The sequence below is a fragment of the Streptomyces sp. NPDC046870 genome, from assembly GCF_040704595.1.
GTDB classification, from domain to species: Bacteria; Actinomycetota; Actinomycetes; order Streptomycetales; family Streptomycetaceae; genus Streptomyces; species Streptomyces argyrophylli.
On record NZ_JBEYXM010000051.1, the window covers coordinates 1 to 16,413 of the forward strand.

The following is a 16,413-nucleotide window of genomic DNA, read 5'->3' on the forward strand; positions in this document are numbered from 1 at the left end:
CCGAAGAAGTCGCCCACCTCGCCCTCTTCCTCGCCACCGACCAGTCCAGCTTCATCACCGGCACCGAAATCTTCGTCGACGGCGGCGCCAACCAGATCTGACGCCCGGGCACCGAACCATCGATCCCCCGCGAGCAACGGCACGGGCCGCGGCCACACGGCCGCGGCCCGCCCGCGTCAGGTCCCGCGCGCACCGTGAGTCAAGGAGAGTCATGAGCAGTCGCCGCACGCCGGCCGCCACCGCGGCCGTACCGCAGACCGGAAGCACAACCCGGCTGCCCCGGCACAGGGGAGGGTGGCCAGCCGTCGCATCCGTCGCGGCGGTGTCCTTCGTCCTGGTGCTCTCGGAGTTCCTGCCCGTCGCCCTGCTGCCCGCCATCGGCGGGGACCTGCACGTGAACACGGGCACCGCCGGGCTGCTCGTGGTCGTCCCCGGACTCGCCGCAGCAGTGGCCGCGCCGCTGCTCACCATGGCCTCCGGCCGCCTCGATCGCCGGCACGTCCTGCTCGCCCTCGCCGCGCTCATCGCCGCGTCGGACACCCTGGCCGCCCTGGCACCCGACTTCCCCGTCATGGTCACCGCGCGCCTGCTCCTGGGCCTCGGCGTCGGCGGCTTCTGGGCCATGGGAGCGGGCGTCGGCAACCGGCTGGTCCCCCCGGCACAGGCGGACCGCGCGGCATCGCTCATCACCGCGGGCATCTCCGCCGGAACCGTCATCAGCCTGCCGCTCGGCGCGCTGATCGGGCACCTGGCGGGATGGCGCACCGCCTTCCTCGTCGCGGCCCTCACGGGACTGCTCGCGCTGCTCTTCCTCGCCATCGCGCTGCCCGCCCTGAAACCCACCGGCGCCGTTCGCCCGGCCACGCTCGGCAGGGCCCTGCGTACGCCGCCTCTCACCCTCGCCCTGCTGGCCACCGGAGCCGTCTTCTTCGGGCACTTCACCGCCTACACCTACATCACCCCCTACCTCCAGGAGCACGCCCGCCTCGGCCCGGACGCCGTCACCGCCGTCCTGCTCGGCTACGGGCTGGCGGGACTCGCCGGGAACTTCCTGATCGGTCTGCTCACCCGGCACTCCCTGCGGGCCCTGGCCGTCGCCGTCGCCCTCCTGCTGGCCGCCGCCGTACTCCTGCTCACCGCCACCACCGCGACTCCCGTCGTCACCGTCCTCGTCCTGCTGTGGGGCGCGGCCTTCGGAGCGGTCCCGCTCATCGGGCAGGCCCGTGTCATGCGGCTGTTCCCCGACGCCCCCGACGCCGCCCTGGCCCTCCTCGTCACCGCCTCACAGACCTTCCTTGCGCTAGGTTCCTTCGCCGGCGGCCTCCTGACCGACCACCAGGGCACGACCGCCGCGTTCGCCTACGGCGCCCTCGTGGTCCTGCTCAGCGCGCTGATACCGGCCGGCGTACACAAGGCGGCACGGGGCTGACCGAGCCGTGGGCCACCGGTCACTGACCGGCCCAGCAGCCTTGTTCGCACCTCCCACACGACGGCCCGGGCGCATCCACACGGCGACGGTGGGGACGAGACGTTCCCCGGACGGCCTGTTCGAGCCCGGGCCGCTCCACCCCTTTGATGAGCGGCGGTGTCGGGTGTGCGGGACACGGTCCGGAAGCGCCCGCCGCCTACCTGCCCTCGAGAGACGCGGGCGTGGCACCGGGCGGACCGAGGATCACGTCGCCGAACTCTTCGGTGAGGGCCTGGAACAGCTCCATGTCCCACTCGGTCTCCGGGGTCGCCAGACGTGATGGTCAGGGAACGGGCTCCTTCGGGGCCGGCCTTCAGGGTGTGCGGCGTGTTCATCGGGATGGTGAAGAAGTCGCCCGAGCGCAGGGCGAAGGTGTCGGGTCCGGCCCACACGGTCAGGGAGCCGGAGAGGACGAAGACGCGTTCCTCGTAGGCGGTGTGCAGGTGCAGTGGTGTGCCCGAGTCGCCGGGCAGGGTGATGTCCGACAGGTCGTGGCGACCGTCGGTCTCCTCCGCGGTCGTGAGCACGGACAGGACGGTGAACGGCCTCTGTGACAGTGCGGATCCGGATACGGACGCCTCCCGGGATGCGGCGGCTGCCGGCCCGGACGGGGGTGTGGGAGGGGTGCTGGGCGATGACGGGTGACCCGGGCGACGGCACGCCGCCGGCCGGGCGGTGCCGTCAGGCTCCCAGCATCCTGCGGACGGCTTCGATCCGGTCGCCGGCCATCCGGCTTCCCGCCGCGGTTCCCGGGATGAAGTGGGCCACGTGGAACGCCTTGCCGTAGTGGCGGAGGTCGGTGGGGACTCCGGCCTGGATGAGCGAACGCGCGTAGTCGAGTGCTTCGTCCCGAGTCGGGTCGATCTGGTAGGTCATGACCAGAGCGGGGGGCAGCCCGGCCAGTTCCTCCACCCGCGCGCGGGCCACAGCGGCGTGCACCGGGACGTCCGGGGCACCAGGCTCGGCGGTGCCGCGCAGGTAGTGCCCCCAAGCGATCGGCGAGTTGGCGGACTGCCATACCGGCGTGTCCCGCAGGGTCCGCATCGAGGGGGTGTTCAACCGGTCGTCGACGGTGGGGGCGTCGAGGAACTGGGCGAGCAGGCGGGGACCCCCGCGCTCCCGGGTCAGCATCGTGAGCGCCGCGGCCAGCCCGCCCCCGGCGCTCTCACCCAGGACCCCGAGGCGGTCGGCGTCGATCCCGTGCTCGCCACCCCGGTCGGCGGCCCAGACGAGGGCCGCGTAGCTGTCTTCCAGACCCGCGGGGTAGGGGTGCTCGGGAGCCAGGCGGTAGTCCACGGCCACGACGATCACGCCCGCCCGCTCGGCGAGCACCCGGGCCGGCGAGTCGATCAGGGCCAGACTGCCCATGACGTAGCCGCCGCCGTGCAGGTACAGCAGCCCGGGCAGTGCGGTGGAGCGTTCGGCGGGCGCGTAGACCCGCACCCGTACGTCGCCCGCGCCCGGGGGGCCCGGGACGGTCACGTCCCGCACGTACACGGGCGTCTGCGGCTCGTAAACGGGAAGGTTCTCGGACACCAGCCGTTCCGCCTCCCGTGCCGCCGCGAGATCCGAGAGGTCGGCCTTCGGGAGAGTGGCCGCCACGGCGGCGAGCTCGGGGTCGAGTGTGTGATGCATGGGGTTCCTTCGGACTCGGGGGTGCGTGAGGTGCCGCCGCGTCCGGCCGCGCAGTCGTGCAACGTGTGCCACGGCGGCCACATGTGTTCGCGTCGCCCATGCCATGGGCCGCCACCGGGCAGGCAAGCGTCGTTCCTGCCGGGGCGGCGCCCATGGGCGGCGGGGCCGTCTCCCGGCACGGGCGGCGTCGACGACCGGCTCGCGCGAGTCGGTACGCCGGCCCGAGGGCACGTACGCGCCGGGATCAGTCGAGGGTGAGGATGATGCGGTCGCGCACCTCGCCGCTCTCCAGCCGCCGGTGTGCCTCGGCGGCGCTCCGCATGGGCATCAGCGTGCGCGCCTTCAGCCGGAGACTCTTCCCGGCCAGCATGGCCATGCCTTCGTCCAGGGCGCCGGGAGCACGGTCAGGGGTGGGCTCCGAGAGAACGACGCCGAAGCCGGCGGCTGCGGGATCCGACAGGGTGATGACCCGCTCGGGCCCTCCCGCGAGTGCGACGGCGTCGGCGAGGGCGCCCTTGCCCGCCGCGTCGAAGACGGCGTCCACGGGGCCGAGGGCGCGCACCGCCTCGACGAGACCGGAGCCGTATCGCACGGGGCGCGCGCCGAGTTCCGCGGCCAGGGCGTCGTCCCGCTGCCCCACGGCGCTGATCACCTCGACCCCCTGGGCCACCGCCAGCTGCGTGGCGATCACACCGACCGAGCCGCCGCCCCCGAGGAGCAGCAGCCTCTCCCCTGCCGTGATCCGCAGTTGGCGAAGCACGCCGGCCGCCGCCTCCACGGAGCTCGGCAGCGCCGCGGCGTCCGTCCAGGAGACGGAGCGCGGCTTGTGCGTCCAGATCGAGGCAACGGCGTATTCGGCGTAGCCGCCCCGGTCGAAGAGGACAGCGGCCACCTCGTCACCGACCTCGGTCCCCGACACTCCTGGGCCCACGGCGTCGACGACACCGGCGACCTCGTAGCCGAGAACAGGGGTCTCGGGCAGGGGGAACCGCAGGTGGCCTGCGCGGATCGCCAGGTCCGTCGGGCCCACCCCCGCGGCCTTGACCCGGATCCGCACCTGATCCTGGCCGGGCTCCGGAAGGGGAACGGCCGTCCACTCCAGTACGTCCGGGGGTCCGTACCCGGTCATCACAACGGCGTTCGGCACAGTGCTCGCTCCTTGCTTCGCGGGAGGGCCAATGTAGTTGATGTATCACAAATGCGAAGTGACCGTCGCGGCCGGTCACGCCCCCGGGAGCGCCTCTTCGCGCCCGACCGTCCACGCCATGAATCCAGTCGAGCGAAGGTGTCGTGCGTCAGCTCGCGGACGACGAACAGGCCGTGAGCGATTCTCAGGAGAGTTGATGTATCAACTATATGAGGCTGGGCCACCGCTGTGTCAACCCGTATCCCGATCACCATGGCAGGTCTTGGACCACGGCGGCTCACCCGAGGGTGCGCCCTCGTCGGGCATCGCGGCGCCGGTGGTCGCGATGCCTGCGATCACGCGCGGCTGCATGGGTCCTCGGACAGCCGGTCCGTTGCCGCGGAGGTCAGGGGCTCCGGCAAAGCCCGCTGTGTCCCTCCGGGCCGGTTCCGGCCTGGTCGGACCGCCGATGCCGTGCCCGTCAACCTTGACGTGAAGGGTCTTCGGCTTGGTCGGGGGCCGGCTGTGGGTAGCCGTGGAACGCCCCGGCCACCACGGGGATCAGCTGCCGCCCGATCTCTTCGACGGACATGGTGGCCAGCTCGGTACCGATGGGTGCCAATGCGAGCCAGTTCAGCATGCCGGCCGCGCACCGCGTGCGGAAGATCAACTCCTCCTCGTCGACACCGGGCAGATTCGCCGTCAGCACCCTGAGGACGTCTCGGCGGCTCCGGTCGAACTTGTCGGTCAGCCGCTGCCAGCCCTGCGGTGGATCGATCCCGACACGCGCCACGGTCCGCATCACGGCCAGCTCCTCTCCGCCGGCCGCCAGCGCGCGTGTCATCGGTCGGGCGAACGCCGCCGCCACCTCCTGCAGCGTCGAGGTGGAGTCGAGGAAGCCGAGCTCCTGGATCTGCTCGTCCAGATAGCGTTCCAGCGCGTACTCGATCGCGGAGTCGCACAGCGACTTGAGCGACCCGAAGTGGTAACTGACCGCCGCGACGTTGGCCCCGACCCGATCGGTGATGTCGCGGAGCGTCACACCCTCCTGCCCGCGTTGCGCGAGCAGCTCCAGGGCGGCCATCTGCAGGGCGTCCCGCGTCCGCTGACCGGCCGCTCGGCGCAGATCCGCCTTTTGCTCTCGCACCACGCATTTACTCAAGCAGTCGCTTCAGTACATTGTCAAACACCTGCTCTCGCACGGTGCTCAGGCGGCCCTCCGGCTCGCTGGTCCTCCTGGTCACGGCCGGCAGTGCCGGTCTCTTCCAGCAGTTACCCGAGGTCGCGACGAGACAGGCAGCCTCGAACCGCCTCGGGCCCATCCGCGCCACCGACTGCCCGGGGAGCACACGTATCCCTTTCCGAGCGGCTGGTTAAGCTGCACGCATCCGCTCCACATCGCATGTGAGCCAAGAGGAAGAAGAATCCGTGTTCGAGCGCATTCTGGTCGCCATAGACCCCACCCCGGCCCGGAAGTCCGCCGTCGCAATGGCAGGGGAGATGGCCCGGCTGACCGGTGCACAGGTCCACGTCCTGCACGTCGTGACCACGGCGGTCGCCGGGGACACCGTCGTTGCCACCGAGGACGACGCAGCCGCGCGCGGCGTACTCGACGAAGCCCTGTCCGCGCTGCTCGGCATGGGGGTCGAGGCGGGAGGCGAGCTGGTACGCAGCCTGGTCCCCCAGGTTCCGGAGGCCGTCTCCGAGGCCGCCGCGCGGTTCAAGGCGGACCTGCTGGTCGTCAGCCCTCACCACCGTGGCGCCCTCGCCGCCCTGTTCAACCCCCGGGTCAGCGACGCGGTCGCGCACGCCAGCCGCATCCCCGTACTCCTCGCGCCCGCGAACGACGAAGCGGCTCAGGAGGACTGAGAGCACTCCACGAGGCCCGGCCCCCATCCCGCGCGCTCGCCCGCGCCAACTGCGGCGGACCGACTCGTCCCGGGCCACTCCGCGTCCGACGCGAGGCCGCTGCACCGACACATATCGCCCGTACGCACCTCGGGTGTGGCAGCGGCCAGGGTCTCCGCGCCACGGTTCCGTACGCGCCCCGCGAGTCGGCCGGCTCGCGGGGCGCACCGGCACGGCCGCACCGACACGACGGGGTGCACGCCGAGCCAGTCAGCCAGGCCGTACGCCGCGCGGGCCTGCCGGGGGCCTACTACCCCTCTACCTGGAGGACGGCCCCGGCCGACCGGACGGCGGCGCGCCGTGAACGGTGAGTTCGACGCCGTACACGTGGCAGCGTGGGATACGGCACGGTCGGTACTCCGCACGAAGAAGCTCGGCGACGCCGGCATCACCCCGCTCGCCTTCATCCTCCTCGGCCTCGCCCCGGCACCCGCGTCTACGACGACCTCGCCCCCGGTACACGGACGGCTCCGCGCCCGCCCACTGGACCGGCCGGGTCATGGCCGGGCGGGCCGCGGCCGGTCATGTCCGACTGCGGCAGGCCGTCGGTGAACTCCGGCTCCGCACCGTCCGGATGGCCGGGCCCCACCCGGGACACTTCCCTCACCGCTCGTCGCACGTCGTGCCCTCGTCCGTCGCGGGGGCCTTGACGGCGAGCCGCCCCGGCCGGGGCACGCGCGTCTGCGTCAGTTGACCGAGAACTTCGAGGCGTTCTCGGCCAGCCAGGAGTCGAAGCTCCTCAGCTCCGGGTTCAGCTCCCGCAGCCGGGCCAGGTCGCGGGCGCCGGTGAACTCCTGGTCGAAGTCGCCGTAGTACTGGAACATGTTGCCGATCTCGACGGCGGCCGGAGTGTCGAGGGACCGGAAGACGTCGTAGGGCACGGACTGGAATCGCACCGGCTCGCCCAGCGCGGCCCCCAGTTTCTCCGCGTACTGCGCACCGGTCAGGTGGTCGCCGGCCAGGCTGACGGTCTGGCCGATGTACCGTTCGCCCCGCTTGAGGATGGCGAAGGCCGTCCGGCCGATGTCCGCCGCGTCCACCCCGGCCAGGAGCTTGCCGTCCTCCAGCGGCAGGCTGAGCGTCAGCACGCCGTCCTCACCGCGCCGGGGACCGAAATCCTGCAGGAAGCCCTGGAAGAAGAAGGTGGTGTTCAAGAAGGTCGTCGGCACCCCGGCCGCTCTGAAGAGCTCGTTGCCCTCACCCTTGGCGTCGAAGTGAGGCACGTTGTACTTCTCCTGGAGGACGGGCATGCGGCCGTCCTCCAGGGGCAGGAGCTCGCGGGTGTCCTCCAGCGTCGACCAGATCACGTGACGCAGCCCCGCGGCCTTGGCGGACCGCACCAGAACCTGGAGCTCCTCGATCTCCTTCGCCGCGGACATGTGCGCCCAGAAGTTGGTGACGAGGAATGCGCCGTAGGCACCCTCGAACGCCTTGCGCACGCTCGGTTCGTCACCGAAGTCCGCCCGGACGACCTCGGCACCGAGCTCCGCCAGTTCCTTGGCGGCGGGCGAGTCCGGGTTCCGGGTGATCGCGCGGACCGCGAAGCCCGACTCCGGCTCGGCGAGGATCGCGCGGGCGGTACCGCCGCCCTGGGCACCCGTTGCTCCGGCGACGGCGATGACCTTCTTGTCGTTCATGGAACTGCCCCTGTCAGGTCGAGTGGTGACGCTTCGGCCAAGCTAGGCAGCAAAAACATGACGCGTCAACTAACATGCGACAGATCAGGCCATCCAGTCACACGTTCGGCGGAGCGCGGCCCTGGCCGTGGAGCGGGCGGGCGGCTCGGTGTCCGGGCACGCGTCGCGCGGCCCGAGGACCTTGCCCGGACAGGAGCGCCGGTGGGCGGTGAACACCGAGCCGCGCATGCGGCGGTTGAGCATTCGGGGTGGCAGTCGCGCGGTGCCCGCGTCCCGGCAGACCGTCTCCAGTACGGGAGTCCTCGCGCGCCTGCCCCGGCCCCGGAAGATCTCAGTGCAGGTTCGCCGCCGCTGTCACCGGCCGCAGGGGCCTGAGTGGTCACAGTACGGCTGCAGACCGCTGCGCGCGCAGCCGCAGAGCACGGCCCTGGTTTCGGTGCGCTGCCCCTCATCGGTGTCCAGGGTCAGCTCGCCGCGCACGATCAGCTGCCCGGCGGGGGTCCGGGTGATCCGGGTGGGCCGGTCCGGGCTTTCCGCTCCGTTGTCCGCCGGCGCGTACTGGAGCGCTCCTGTCGGGCAGCGGCGCACCACTTCGGCCACTCGGCCGGCGGGAGCCCCGTCCAACCGGATCCACGGACGCCGGTTCACGTCGAAGACCTCGGGCAGGCCCCTGACGCACTCAGCGGCGTGGAGGCAGCGCCGTGCCTCGTAGGTGACGGTGATGTCCCGCGTCTCGTAGGCCTTCTTCTGCGGCGTGGTGTCGGTGTCGGTCACCTGAGCCGGCCCGGCCGGAGGCTCAGTCACTGACCTTGCTCCGGTTCTGGTACAGCAGGTCGGCGTACTCGGGGTGCCGGTCGATCCAGCCCGCGTAGAAGGGGCAGGTGGCGAGGACTCGCAGCCCGGCGGCGCGGGCTTCGTCGAGAGAGGCCCGGACGAGTGCGGAGCCGATTCCAAGACCCTCGTGTGCCGGTGACACCTCCGTGTGGACGAACGCGATCAGCTCCGCCGTGCGGATGTACTCCGCGAACCCGGCGACCTCGGGCCCATCGTCCACCCGTGCCTCGTAGCGGCGCGCCTCAGGTGCGTCGACGACTGTGACTGTCACTTGTTCTCCTTGGTGCCCGGTTGGTTCGCCAGACGCGAGTTCGAGTTCGTGGCGCTTGTTGACGCTTCGACGAAGCTAATCAGCGAGCATTGACGTGTCAACTATTGCTGGAGTCCGTCCGCGTGTCGGCGGCGATGCGTGCCGAGCCCGCGGTGCGCCGCCGTCGGCGAAGGCCGGACCCGTGTGGAACGCGGGACATTGAGCAGCGCGGAGGCGGTGATCCGGCCGCGCTCCTCCTCGCTGGTCGTCTCCTCAGAGCACCACCATCGCCACCCAAGTGCCCAGCGCCAGCCGGTCGCCGGGACGGCCGGGGCCACGCGCGGCTACGCCAGGCGTACGACCACCGGCTTCTCCTCGGCCTCGGACTCGGCGTCGACGACGCCGATGCCGCGCCGTATTCCGACGGCACCTACCGCCCCCCATTGCGGCGCGCGACAACCGCCTCGACGCTCCCTTCCGGTCGGCCCCGAGTTCACCGTGGACGGATGACCTGTCCGACGCGACGGCAGCACCCGGCTGACCGACGCCGCTGGAGCCTGGGGATCGCCGACACGAAAGTGAACGGGATCGGAGCCGACGGAGTCATACCGATCCGAGCAGCCCGTCGAGGATGCCCTTCTCCGTGAGGTAGAAGGCGAGACCGCCGACGGGGGCGAGCACAGTGCACAGCCAGAAGCGGCGCACCCCGGCGCGCGCCAGACAGAGGGTCAGGAGGGCGGTGAGCAGGGCGCCGACGACCAGGAAGACAACCGCCTCTTTCCAGTAGTGAAGCGCCAGACCCAGCCAGGCCGCCTCCCCCAGTACCACCATCGCGATGACCGCGCCGGCCACCGCACGCAGGTCCCCCCGCCCGCGCCGTACCGTCCACCCGGCCCAACCCAGCAGTGGCCCTCCGACCAGCCCGGCCACCGACCATACGGCGGCGCTTCCGAGCCCTCCGGCCCCGAATGTGTTGCCAAGCGTGGACGCCGCGTAGTAGCTGACGCAGGTGGCGAGCATCATCAGCCCGCCGCCCCAGGCGGCGAGTTTTCGGACACGAATCAGCCCGCCGGCCACGGCAGTCCAGATGATCCAGGTGGATATCGAGTTGGTCGCCCGTTCCAGCAGGGGTGTCGTCCCGTGCAGGGCGTACGTTGCCCAGCCGAGCACCAGCCCGAAGGCCGCGGTCGCGGTGAGGACGGTGGCGGGGGTGTCGTAACGGGACGCTGTTCCAGTAGCCATGGCCGCACTATACATAGTGTGTATAGTCACGGGCACGGGCGAGGTGGCTGACGCGTCAACTTTCTCGGATGGTGTACTCATGACGGAACGCCTCGATGGCTGACCTGGTCGAGGAGCGAGCCGTGCATGGCGAGGTCTGCCGCGCCCGCACGACCTGCTGGCCAGTCAGGCCGGCGCGGTCGCTACAGAGCCGGTTCGGACTGTCCGCGACCGACTACAAGGTGCCGGCCGAGCCGACTTGTTCCGCAGACGGCCGATCGCGGGTACTTGAGCTCGCGAAGGTGCTCGGCCGGGAGAAGAGCAGGGTGCCCGGCGGGCTCATCGTCGGACAAGTCGCGGCCGACCGCTTTTCCGCGTACTCATTCTTTGCGCTCTTGCTCCGACCGCTGATAGATGGGGTCTCGTCCGGAGGTGATCAGTCGATGTCCCGATCATCGGCCTCTTCGAGGAGACGGGCCGCCAAGTCGTCGGCCCACTCCACGGCCCAAGAGCGGAGAGCGGTGATGGTGGCGTCATCAAGCCCATAGGCGGCGAAGGCTTCATCGTCGGTCCACTCGGCCCGTGAGATTCGCTCGCAGGTCCTCGCGCTCGAAGCGGCCGCGGGCGTGGCGACGGCCGAACTCCTCGAGCTCGGTATTGGTCCAGCGGTGAGACGCTGCGAACACGTCGATCAGGTCGCGGGGCGCTCCGCGGTCGGCGAGGGCGCGGACCTTGGTCCCGATCACGTCCTCCTCCGCGAGGACGGGCCCGTACGGGCTCTGGGCGACCGGCCGCCAGAAGATCTCCTTGAGGATGTCGACTTCGCATTCCTGCTCGGTGGCCGGGTCGGACACGGTGAAGCGAGCGGACAGCGGAGCGGTCTCCAGCGCGTGCACCTTCCAGCCGCGGGCTTCCAAGCCGGCGTGGAGCGTGGCCGCGATGTCGGCCATGGGCGCCGGGTTCTCGGTGGCGACGTCGAGGTCCTGGCTGGGACGGTCCACGAGGTGGTGTGCCCGCACGGCGTATCCACCGGTGAGAACCAGTGGATACGGGGAACCAAGCGCGATCACATCCGCCAGGAGCCGCGCGTGCAGCAGCTCCGGCATGTCCGTCACGCTGCCGCCCGGGTGCAGGAGGCTAGCTGGGGGAAGGCTTCTTCCCACACGGTCCGCACGGTACGACCGACGAGGGGGCGCAGCACCGGCCACAGGTCGAGGAGCAGATCCCGGTTGAGGTAGCGGGGCAGATCGTCGTGCAGGCCCTCGTGCAGAACGGTGCGGTACAGGCCCATACGCTGGCGCGGCTTGTCCAAGTCGTATGAGGTCATCCCGGACCAGGCCATGTGCAGCGGAAGTTCCACGACACCGTTGGCCGGACCGTGCAGCTCGTCCAGCGACTCCGGTAGACGGCGGCGGAACTTCTCCCGGTACCGCGCGAGGTCCTCGGCGTCCGCGTCCGAGACGTTCCTCGGGGCGGGTGTCGGGTGCTGTGGGCTGGAGGGCATGACTCCAATATGGCGGCCGGAGACGTTGCGAGGGTCATGATCCGCGAGCCGGCGTCCGGAGCGGATCGAGGCGGCCCGGCGAGCTGGTTGCCGCAATCTGCTCAGCCCTGAGCAGGACGGACTCTCGGCCTTGACGCTCGTTGGACGCTCTGCGCGTCCGCACGAGGGACGAGAAACCGAGTCTGACCAGGGATCTTCTGGGACCGGTTCAGGTCGACATCCTTCCGATGACGGAACATGTCCGGGCCCTTTCGTTGAACAGCGGAATGCTTTGTCGCCCCCCATGCTGATTGCGGGCGTCGCCCCGCCCGTTCGCCCTCGGCCGATGACGTCCGGTCTCACCAGTTGCACACCACCGGCCGAGGGCTTGGCTCACTTGCCGGCGACCGCCGAGGCCCAGTCGAGGTTCACGCCCATGTCGGAGTACATCTTCGTGTACCCGACGTAGCAGTCGAACCGCTTGACCTTGCCGTCCTGCAGGTACCAGAAGTCGGCGGTCGGGGCGTCGACCCTCGCGCCCGTCGGCTTGACGGTGCCGGCCGGCGTCTGCAACGCCCCCTTGAAGGTGCCCTGGATCGACAGTTCGATGCTGATCTCGTCGCCGTTCACCGTGATGCTCTTGAGTTCACGGTGGACGTCGGGGAAGAGGGAGACCATGCGGTTCAGGACGTCGCCGAGCGCCTTGCCCTGATAGGTGGCTCCGGCGACCTTGTCGTCGAAGACGCCGTCCTTGGTGAAGCTGTTGACGAAAGCCTCGACGTCCAGGCTGCTGCCCTCCGCCACGTGGTACGCGTTCAGGACGACCGCGAGGTTGGCTATCTCATGCCTCGTCAGGTGGCGGTTCGTGAGCGGCAGCGCCGACAGCTGCTGGGGACTCAGGGCTTCGTGGGCCTGCACGTGGCTGACGGGGCGGCTGCCGACAGCACTGCTCGCGGCCTGTGTCGGCGCGGCGGCGATGGCGAGACCACCCATGCCCGCGATGGCGCCCATGGTGATGATCGTCTTCCAGCGGAACGACTTCATGTCTGGTTTCTCCACATCGGGTCTTCGGGGTTCCAGGCCCGTAGCAGCGGTCTCCCGCCGTACGCGCTTACAACAAATCAAATGCTTGATTGAAGTTAGGTCGGCGCTGAGAACATGTCAAGCGAACGTTTGATCTATGGGCGTTCGCCCGGGGCCCAACTCAGTTGGCGGTCTCCACGAACAGCAGCGGCACCCCGTCCTCGGGCGCGGTGATGACGATGTCCGCCTGGGCGCCGCCCTTGCCGGGATCGGACCAGGCCGGTCGCGGGCGGCGCCGGCTCGGTCGCGTAGGGGGCGATGGTGCCGAGCCCTTCGGACGCTTCGACGACGGCCTGCGCGGCGGCGAGGACGTCGGCCGGTTCGCCGTCGAGCAGGGTCGGGTCCGGCTTCGGGCGCGGCAGCACGATCGCAACGACGGGTGCGCTCAGGAGCGGGGCACCAGGAGGTCCAGGGCGCCGGTCCGGGTGTCGTAGCTGCGCAGGGTGGTGAGCCGGAGCGACGGCGGCGGCGCCGGCAGCAGCTCGGAGACCCGCCGGTCGGCGAAGGCGCCGGCCCGTCGGGTCCGGCCGAGGGTGATGTGCGGGCTCCAGCGCCCAGGTTCGTGCAAGGGGTTGAGGGTCCCGGGTGGGCTGTCGGAGGCCACCGCGTCCCACACCCGGCGGTGCAACCCGGTCAGCGCGGAGTCGAGGTCCAGCGCCCAGGCCAGTACCGAGGTGGGCCGCTCGAAGCGGACCACGCCGGTGCATCGCGCCGGCAGCGGCAGGGTGGCGGCCGCTTCGGCGAGTTCCCAGCGGATCGCAGCGGTGAGTTCCGGGCAGGTGGCCAGAGTGAGGTGGGGGCTGTTGGTCGGTGAGCGGTGGCGTGCCTGGCTGGGCAGCCCCGCGTCGGCCAGCCGCCGCCAGGCCTCCCTGACCGCCAGATCCGCCGCCTCGTCCAACAGGAGCTCGACGGTGCGCACCGCCGCAGCCTACCGGCGGTCGCCCGCGGTTCCGCCGCCGGCCGGCCCGTCGGAGCGGGGGGTCGTCGGCCGCTTGGTGCCCGCCGTCCCCGTTCCGGCCTGTGCGAGGTGCCGGACGAGGGCGCGGGCGACCTCGCGCGCGGCGGGCGCCGCCCAGCGCCGGCGGTGCCGGGCCAGTCGTACGGGTACGTCGGAGAGGGGCGGGCCGTCCAGGGCGATCCCGCGCAGCCGTCCCTCGCGCAGATGCTCGGCGACGGTCGTCGCCGGCAGCAGGGTCAGGCCCAGGCCGGCCGCGGCGCAGGAGCGGGCCGCGTCCACGCTGCCGAACCGCGTGATACGCGGGTTCGCGCCGGGCGCGGCGCGCAGCCGCTGTTCGAAGGCGTCGCTGTAAGCGCATCCCTCCTCGAGGAGGAAGAAGTGCTCGGCCGCCAGATCGCTCCAGGCCGCCGGGCGGTCACGGCCGGCCATCGGGTGGCCGGGGGCGGCGACGAGGAGGAGGGCCTCGCGGGCGACCGGTTCGGTGACGATCTCGGGGGACTCGGCGTCCTCGTTCATCAGCAGCGCCAGGTCGAGGTGGCCGGAGCGCAGCCCTTGTACGCACTCCTCGGTGCTGGCCGCGCGCAGGTCGACGTCCACGTCGGGGTGTTCGGTGCGCAGGGCGGCGATCACGGCCGGCAGCCGGGTGGCGCACAGCGATTCCGGCGTGCCGACCACCACCCGGCCCGCGACGGGCCCGTCCTCGCCGGCCGCGGAGCGCAGTCGGGCCACGGCGTCGAGCACCTCCTCGGCCTCCGGGAGGAGCCGTCGGCCGGCCTCGGTGAGCGGGGCGCCGGTGGGCAGCCGGTCGAACAGCGGCACGCCGAGGTCGCGTTCGAGGGTGCGGATGTGCACGGTGACCGTGGACTGGGCGAGATGGAGCGCGGCCGCGGCGGCGGTGAAGCTGCCGGTGCGGGCGAGCGTGGTGAAGGTCGTCAGCAGTCGCGTGTCCACCCGCACATCGTATGCGGAAAGTCGATGGAGTGCATCATAATCCATCGTTGGACGCGATAGGTCCAGGGGTGCCAGGGTTTCCCCATGACCAACGACACGACCGCCACCGCCGCCGACACCACGACCACCGCCCCCGCTCCCGGCGGCCCCGGCGCGGCCCCCGAGATCCTGCGCTACTCCGCGTTCACCCGCACGCCGGACGGCGGCAACCCCGCCGGGGTCGTGCTCGACGCCTCCGGGCTGGACGAGGCGGCCATGCTCGCCGTCGCCGCCGAGGTCGGCTACTCGGAGACCGCCTTCGTCACCGCCGCCGACCAGGACGCCCGGCGCTTCACGGTGCGCTACTTCAGCCCGCTGGCGGAGGTGGCCTTCTGCGGGCACGCGACGGTGGCCCTGGCCGTCGCCCTCGCCGACCGGCTGGGCCCCGGCGACCTCGCCCTGGACACCCCGGCGGGCGCCATCGCGGTGACGACCGCCACCGACGGCGCAGGGGCGGTGCAGGCGACGCTCACCAGCGTGCCGACCCGCTCCCGCCAGGCGCTCGCCGGCGAGCTGGAGGCCACTCTCGCGGCCCTCGGCTGGAGCGCGTCGGACCTCGACCCCGCGCTGCCGCCGCACGTCGCCTTCGGCGGCAACGACCACCTGGTGCTGGCCGCGGCCTCCCGCGAGCGGCTGGCCGCGCTCGACTACGACTTCGACGCGCTCGCCGACGTCATGCGCCAATACGGCTGGACCACCGTCGACCTGGTGTGGCGCGAGTCGCCGCGCCGTTTCCACGCCCGCAACCCGTTCCCCGTCGGCGGTGTCGTGGAGGACCCGGCGACGGGCGCGGCGGCGGCCGCGTTCGGCGGCTACCTCCGCGCCCTCGGGCTGGTCACCGAGCCTGCGGACATCGCGGTGCGGCAGGGCGAGGACATGGGCCGCCCGAGCGACCTCGTCATCGGTGTGACGCCCGAGGACGCCCGGGTGCGAGTCACCGGCACGGCCGTGCTGCTCCCCCGCTGACGGTCCGTCGGCGGCACGTCGCACCGGGTCGGCCTCCTCGATGGCTGCCGGCCCCACGAACGCGGAGTCGACCGGCACCTGCCGGTCGGCGTCACCTTGCCGCGCCCCGACCTGTGCTCCGGCGATTGATCAGACCGGCGCGAGCGGCTGCCCATTCAATGCGCGACCCGCTGAACTCGACGCCAGGCACCGACGGGACCGGCGTCGGAACGACCGGATCCGCGGTGCGAGGCACGCTCCAGCAGGAAGGAACACGCATCATGAACACACCTCGACGTTCCACTCTCGCCCTCGCGGCCCTCGTGTGCGGTGCAGCCGTCGCCACGGGGCCGGCCGCGGGAGCCCTCGCGGCCCCGGCATCGTGGTCGTCCGCAGCGAGCGCCTCCGCTCGGCAGTCGGGCCCCGCGGACGTGTCGCAGGCGGAGATCACCGCGCAGGCGTCGGCCCGTCGTCAGTGGGGCCCGAGCTGGGTCTCCGGCTCGTACCTCACCGGGCACGGGAAGAAGTGGGTCTCGCAGCCCTACCGGTCCAAGGGGAAGAGGGCCTACGCCTACCTGAGGTGCTACAACACCAACGCCAGGATGCGGGTGCTCGTCTACAACGTCGAGGCCGGGCGCTACATCGCCGACAGCGGCCAGAAGCGGTGCGACCCGAACACCAGCATCAAGATCGGAACCACCAACTTCCAGCGGCTGGACCACCTCCGCATCGTGGTCCGGGGCACCCAGGGCTCGTACGTGTCGGCCTACTACAAGAAGTAGCTCGCGGCGGCGCGGGTTCCGGCACGGACCGGCCCGCGCCGCGTTGCGACGAGCGCTGGTCACCGGCCGTGTCGTGCGCCCACGGGGGTGGGC

General features: G+C 71.5%; 16 protein-coding genes and 3 pseudogenes. 5 read left to right on the forward strand and 14 right to left on the reverse strand.

Going from position 1 to position 16,413, the window contains the following annotated elements:
- Together AB0946_RS41340 and AB0946_RS41345 are read left to right on the forward strand one after the other, a co-directional pair.
- The coding region (locus tag AB0946_RS41340) for an SDR family oxidoreductase (protein ID WP_366765922.1) at positions 1–101 on the forward strand (101 nt) is incomplete at its 5' end.
- A gap of 110 nt (positions 102–211) precedes the next feature.
- Positions 212–1,429: an MFS transporter gene (locus tag AB0946_RS41345; protein ID WP_366765907.1), complete on the forward strand. Its 1,218-nt coding sequence runs from the start codon at positions 212–214 to the stop codon at positions 1,427–1,429.
- A gap of 407 nt (positions 1,430–1,836) precedes the next feature.
- Here AB0946_RS41345 and AB0946_RS41350 read toward each other — a convergent pair.
- The 4 genes and pseudogenes from AB0946_RS41350 to AB0946_RS41365 all read right to left on the reverse strand — a co-directional run.
- Positions 1,837–1,995: pseudogene (locus tag AB0946_RS41350) on the reverse strand (hypothetical protein); the annotation flags it as partial.
- Between the two features lie 154 nt (positions 1,996–2,149).
- Complete coding sequence (locus tag AB0946_RS41355; RefSeq protein ID WP_366765908.1) at positions 2,150–3,103, reverse strand: alpha/beta hydrolase; 954 nt, start codon at positions 3,101–3,103, stop codon at positions 2,150–2,152.
- A 244-nt stretch (positions 3,104–3,347) separates the two neighbouring features.
- Entirely contained in the window at positions 3,348–4,250 is a 903-nt protein-coding gene (locus tag AB0946_RS41360; protein ID WP_366765909.1) for an NADP-dependent oxidoreductase, read from the reverse strand.
- 460 nt (positions 4,251–4,710) lie between these two features.
- Positions 4,711–5,313, reverse strand: coding sequence for a TetR family transcriptional regulator (locus AB0946_RS41365; protein ID WP_366765910.1), 603 nt, complete (start codon positions 5,311–5,313; stop codon positions 4,711–4,713).
- 344 nt (positions 5,314–5,657) lie between these two features.
- Between AB0946_RS41365 and AB0946_RS41370 the strand changes: the two genes are divergently transcribed.
- The gene (locus tag AB0946_RS41370) at positions 5,658–6,098 is read left to right on the forward strand and encodes a universal stress protein (protein WP_366765911.1); all 441 of its coding nucleotides are present in this window, start codon (positions 5,658–5,660) and stop codon (positions 6,096–6,098) included.
- 725 nt (positions 6,099–6,823) lie between these two features.
- Here the strand turns inward: AB0946_RS41370 and AB0946_RS41375 are convergent.
- The 10 genes and pseudogenes from AB0946_RS41375 to AB0946_RS41420 all read right to left on the reverse strand — a co-directional run bounded on the left by AB0946_RS41375 (position 6,824) and on the right by AB0946_RS41420 (position 14,554).
- The gene (locus AB0946_RS41375) at positions 6,824–7,774 is read right to left on the reverse strand and encodes an NmrA/HSCARG family protein (protein WP_366765912.1); all 951 of its coding nucleotides are present in this window, start codon (positions 7,772–7,774) and stop codon (positions 6,824–6,826) included.
- Between the two features lie 147 nt (positions 7,775–7,921).
- Positions 7,922–8,068, reverse strand: a pseudogene (locus tag AB0946_RS41380) (site-specific integrase); the annotation flags it as partial.
- Positions 8,069–8,128: 60 nt separating this feature from the next.
- Positions 8,129–8,578 carry a (4Fe-4S)-binding protein gene (locus AB0946_RS41385; RefSeq protein ID WP_366765913.1) on the reverse strand — a complete coding sequence of 150 codons (450 nt, stop codon included), beginning with the start codon at positions 8,576–8,578 and terminating at the stop codon, positions 8,129–8,131.
- Positions 8,571–8,879 (reverse strand): GNAT family N-acetyltransferase, encoded by a 309-nt coding sequence (locus AB0946_RS41390; RefSeq protein WP_366765914.1) that lies wholly within the window; start codon positions 8,877–8,879, stop codon positions 8,571–8,573. Before AB0946_RS41390 ends, AB0946_RS41385 begins: the two co-directional genes overlap by 8 nt.
- A 582-nt stretch (positions 8,880–9,461) precedes the next feature.
- The gene (locus tag AB0946_RS41395) at positions 9,462–10,100 is read right to left on the reverse strand and encodes a DUF6518 family protein (protein WP_366765915.1); all 639 of its coding nucleotides are present in this window, start codon (positions 10,098–10,100) and stop codon (positions 9,462–9,464) included.
- Between the two features lie 415 nt (positions 10,101–10,515).
- Positions 10,516–11,185, reverse strand: a pseudogene (locus AB0946_RS41400) (nucleotidyl transferase AbiEii/AbiGii toxin family protein).
- A 5-nt stretch (positions 11,186–11,190) separates the two neighbouring features.
- Positions 11,191–11,583 (reverse strand): hypothetical protein, encoded by a 393-nt coding sequence (locus AB0946_RS41405; RefSeq protein ID WP_366765916.1) that lies wholly within the window; start codon positions 11,581–11,583, stop codon positions 11,191–11,193.
- Positions 11,584–11,955: 372 nt separating this feature from the next.
- Complete coding sequence (locus AB0946_RS41410) at positions 11,956–12,606, reverse strand: nuclear transport factor 2 family protein (protein WP_366765917.1); 651 nt, start codon at positions 12,604–12,606, stop codon at positions 11,956–11,958.
- A 424-nt stretch (positions 12,607–13,030) separates the two neighbouring features.
- Positions 13,031–13,564, reverse strand: coding sequence for a 2'-5' RNA ligase family protein (locus tag AB0946_RS41415; protein ID WP_366765918.1), 534 nt, complete (start codon positions 13,562–13,564; stop codon positions 13,031–13,033).
- Positions 13,565–13,573: 9 nt separating this feature from the next.
- Complete coding sequence (locus tag AB0946_RS41420) at positions 13,574–14,554, reverse strand: LysR substrate-binding domain-containing protein (RefSeq protein ID WP_366765919.1); 981 nt, start codon at positions 14,552–14,554, stop codon at positions 13,574–13,576.
- A gap of 84 nt (positions 14,555–14,638) precedes the next feature.
- On the opposite strand from AB0946_RS41420, the gene AB0946_RS41425 reads away from it, so the two are divergent.
- Together AB0946_RS41425 and AB0946_RS41430 are read left to right on the forward strand one after the other, a co-directional pair.
- Positions 14,639–15,559, forward strand: coding sequence for a PhzF family phenazine biosynthesis isomerase (locus AB0946_RS41425; RefSeq protein ID WP_366765920.1), 921 nt, complete (start codon positions 14,639–14,641; stop codon positions 15,557–15,559).
- Between the two features lie 260 nt (positions 15,560–15,819).
- Entirely contained in the window at positions 15,820–16,320 is a 501-nt protein-coding gene (locus AB0946_RS41430) for a hypothetical protein (RefSeq protein ID WP_366765921.1), read from the forward strand.
- Positions 16,321–16,413 lie beyond the last annotated feature (93 nt).

Bases quoted from the DNA above. Each gene is read 5' to 3' on its own strand.
- AB0946_RS41345 (WP_366765907.1), top strand. From the start codon at position 212: ATGAGCAGTCGCCGCACGCCGGCCGCCACCGCGGCCGTACCGCAGACC.
- AB0946_RS41355 (WP_366765908.1), bottom strand. From the start codon at position 3,103: ATGCATCACACACTCGACCCCGAGCTCGCCGCCGTGGCGGCCACTCTC.
- AB0946_RS41365 (WP_366765910.1), bottom strand. From the start codon at position 5,313: ATGGCCGCCCTGGAGCTGCTCGCGCAACGCGGGCAGGAGGGTGTGACG.
- AB0946_RS41375 (WP_366765912.1), bottom strand. From the start codon at position 7,774: ATGAACGACAAGAAGGTCATCGCCGTCGCCGGAGCAACGGGTGCCCAG.
- AB0946_RS41395 (WP_366765915.1), bottom strand. From the start codon at position 10,100: ATGGCTACTGGAACAGCGTCCCGTTACGACACCCCCGCCACCGTCCTC.
- AB0946_RS41405 (WP_366765916.1), bottom strand. From the start codon at position 11,583: ATGCCCTCCAGCCCACAGCACCCGACACCCGCCCCGAGGAACGTCTCG.
- AB0946_RS41410 (WP_366765917.1), bottom strand. From the start codon at position 12,606: ATGAAGTCGTTCCGCTGGAAGACGATCATCACCATGGGCGCCATCGCG.
- AB0946_RS41425 (WP_366765920.1), top strand. From the start codon at position 14,639: ATGACCAACGACACGACCGCCACCGCCGCCGACACCACGACCACCGCC.
- AB0946_RS41430 (WP_366765921.1), top strand. From the start codon at position 15,820: ATGAACACACCTCGACGTTCCACTCTCGCCCTCGCGGCCCTCGTGTGC.